The organism is Asanoa sp. NPDC049475, from assembly GCF_040676915.1.
Taxonomy (GTDB): Bacteria; Actinomycetota; Actinomycetes; order Mycobacteriales; family Micromonosporaceae; genus Asanoa.
On record NZ_JBFAPY010000022.1, the window covers coordinates 1,919 to 5,371 of the forward strand.

The 3,453-nt window shown below is 57.0% G+C and carries 2 rRNA genes; both read left to right on the forward strand.

Annotated elements, in window-relative coordinates:
* Nucleotides 1–133: 133 nt before the first annotated feature.
* Nucleotides 134–3,243: ribosomal RNA gene (locus AB0J88_RS39950) — 23S ribosomal RNA — on the forward strand.
* 92 nt (nucleotides 3,244–3,335) lie between these two features.
* Nucleotides 3,336–3,452: ribosomal RNA gene (gene rrf, locus AB0J88_RS39955) — 5S ribosomal RNA — on the forward strand.
* Nucleotide 3,453 lies beyond the last annotated feature (1 nt).

The window sequence follows — 3,453 nt, forward strand, 5'->3', positions numbered from 1 at the left end:
GTCTTTCGGATCGGATTGCCAGGCATGGCCTGGTCCACGCATACCGCCGGCGGTTGTCGGGTTGTGGTGGTGGGCTTGGGGTTGTGGGTTGGTTGTTTGTTGAGAATTGCACAGTGGACGCGAGCATCTTTGTGGTCAAGTTGTCAAGGGCGAACGGTGGATGCCTTGGCACCAGGAGCCGATGAAGGACGTGGGAGGCCGCGATAGGCCTGGGGGAGCTGTCAACCTAGCTGTGATCCCAGGGTGTCCGAATGGGGTAACCCGGCACCAGTTATGTGGTGTCACCCGCACCTGAATTCATAGGGTGTGTGGAGGGAACGCGGGGAAGTGAAACATCTCAGTACCCGTAGGAAGAGAAAACAATAGTGATTCCGTGAGTAGTGGCGAGCGAAAGCGGATTGAGCCTAAACCGGTTGCGTGTGATACCTGTCAGGGGTTGCGTGGTCGGGGTTGTGGGACATCGCGTGGTGTGCTGACACACACCGAAGGAGTTACAAAGCCAGTTGTTAGTCGAATGGTCTGGAAAGGCCGACCGTAGACGGTGATAGTCCGGTAGGTGAAAGCGACTGGTCTTCTGTGGTTGTTCCCGAGTAGCGGCGGACCCCTGTAATCTGCCGTGAATCTGCCAGGACCACCTGGTAAGGCTGAATACTTCCTGGTGACCGATAGCGGACGAGTACCGTGAGGGAATGGTGAAAAGTACCCCGGGAGGGGAGTGAAATAGTACCTGAAACCGTTCGCCTACAATCCGTCGGAGCCTTTAGGGGTGACGGCGTGCCTTTTGAAGAATGAGCCTGCGAGTTAGTGGCACGTGGCGAGGTTAACCCGTGTGGGGGAGCCGTAGCGAAAGCGAGTCCGAATAGGGCGTTGAGTCGCGTGTTCTAGACCCGAAGCGGAGTGATCTAGCCATGGGCAGGCTGAAGCGCGGGTAAGACCGCGTGGAGGGCCGAACCCACCAACGTTGAAAAGTTGGGGGATGACCTGTGGTTAGGGGTGAAAGGCCAATCAAACTCCGTGATAGCTGGTTCTCCCCGAAATGCATTTAGGTGCAGCGTCGCGTGTTTCTTGCCGGAGGTAGAGCACTGGATGGTCTAGGGGGCCTACAAGCTTACCGAAATCAGCCAAACTCCGAATGCCGGTAAGTGAGAGCGCGGCAGTGAGACTGCGGGGGATAAGCTTCGTAGTCGAGAGGGAAACAGCCCAGATCACCAGCTAAGGCCCCTAAGCGTGTGCTAAGTGGAAAAGGATGTGGGATCGCATGGACAACCAGGAGGTTGGCTTAGAAGCAGCCACCCTTTAAAGAGTGCGTAATAGCTCACTGGTCAAGTGGTTCCGCGCCGACAATGTAGCGGGGCTCAAGTACACCGCCGAAGCTGTGGCATTCACATTTTAACCCCGCGGAGTTCTTCGGAGCTGCGTGCAGGTGTGTGGATGGGTAGGGGAGCGTCGTGCCGCGGGTGAAGCAGCCGAGTGATCGAGTTGTGGACGCGGTACGAGTGAGAATGCAGGCATGAGTAGCGCAAGAAGGGTGAGAAACCCTTCCGCCGGATGACCAAGGGTTCCAGGGCCAGGCTAATCCGCCCTGGGTGAGTCGGGACCTAAGGCGAGGCCGAGAGGCGTAGTCGATGGACAACGGGTTGATATTCCCGTACCCGCGAAAGAGCGTCCCTGATGAACCTTACTGTGCTAACCACCCAAACCGCCTTAGACCTTCGGGTTGAGGGTGGGGAGCGTGGGAACCTGGTGGGTAGTAGTCAAGCGATGGGGTGACGCAGGAAGGTAGCTGATCCCGGCCGGTGGTTGTGCCGGGGTAAGCGTGTAGCCCGCACCATAGGCAAATCCGTGGTGCATGGAGGGTGAGACGTGATGCCGAGCCGATTCAGGTGAAGTCAGTGATCCTATGCTGCCGAGAAAAGCCTCTAGCGAGTTCTTAGCGGCCCGTACCCCAAACCGACACAGGTGGTCAGGTAGAGAATACCAAGGCGACGGGCGAACTGTGGTTAAGGAACTCGGCAAATTGCCCCCGTAACTTAGGGAGAAGGGGGGCCGGACACGTGAAGCAACACGCTTGTGGAGCGTGGTATGGCCGCAGAGACCAGGGGGAAGCGACTGTTTACTAAAAACACAGGTCCATGCGAAGAAGTAATTCGATGTATATGGACTGACGCCTGCCCGGTGCTGGAACGTTAAGGGGACCTGTTAGCTCTTCGGGGCGAAGCGGAGAACTTAAGCGCCAGTAAACGGCGGTGGTAACTATAACCATCCTAAGGTAGCGAAATTCCTTGTCGGGTAAGTTCCGACCTGCACGAATGGCGTAACGACTTCCCTACTGTCTCAACCACAGGCCCGGCGAAATTGCATTACGAGTAAAGATGCTCGTTACGCGCGGCAGGACGGAAAGACCCCGGGACCTTTACTATAGCTTGACATTGGTATCTGAGTTAGCTTGTGTAGGATAGGTGGGAGCCGGTGAAGCTCGTACGCCAGTACGGGTGGAGGCAATCTTGAAATACCACTCTGGTTGATTTGGGTATCTAACTTCGGACCGTTATCCGGTTCAGGGACAGTGTCTGGTGGGTAGTTTAACTGGGGCGGTTGCCTCCTAAAGAGTAACGGAGGCGCCCAAAGGTTCCCTCAGCCTGGTTGGCAATCAGGTGTTGAGTGTAAGTGCACAAGGGAGCTTGACTGTGAGACTGACAGGTCGAGCAGGGACGAAAGTCGGGACTAGTGATCCGGCACCGGCATGTGGAAGCGGTGTCGCTCAACGGATAAAAGGTACCCCGGGGATAACAGGCTGATCTTCCCCAAGAGTCCATATCGACGGGATGGTTTGGCACCTCGATGTCGGCTCGTCGCATCCTGGGGCTGTAGCAGGTCCCAAGGGTTGGGCTGTTCGCCCATTAAAGCGGTACGCGAGCTGGGTTTAGAACGTCGTGAGACAGTTCGGTCCCTATCCGCCGTGCGCGTAGGATACTTGAGAAGGGCTGTCCCTAGTACGAGAGGACCGGGACGGACGAACCTCTGGTGTGCCAGTTGTCCCGCCAGGGGCACGGCTGGTTAGCTACGTTCGGAAGGGATAACCGCTGAAAGCATCTAAGCGGGAAGCTCGCTTCAAGATGAGGTATCCCACCCACACTTGTGTGGGGTAAGGCCCCCAGCTAGACCACTGGGTTGATAGGCAGGAAATGTAAGCCCGGTAACGGGTTCAGTTGACCTGTACTAATAGGCCGAGGACTTGACCTACAAAGCTGCTACGCGTCCACTGTGCAACTCCCGACAAACAAACACACCTCGCTGCCTGGGGCGCGATCGGTTGTTTGATATGTCGATAGAGTTACGGCGGTCATGGCGGAGGGGAAACGCCCGGTCACATTCCGAACCCGGAAGCTAAGCCCTCCAGCGCCGATGGTACTGCACCCGGGAGGGTGTGGGAGAGTAGGACACCGCCGGACA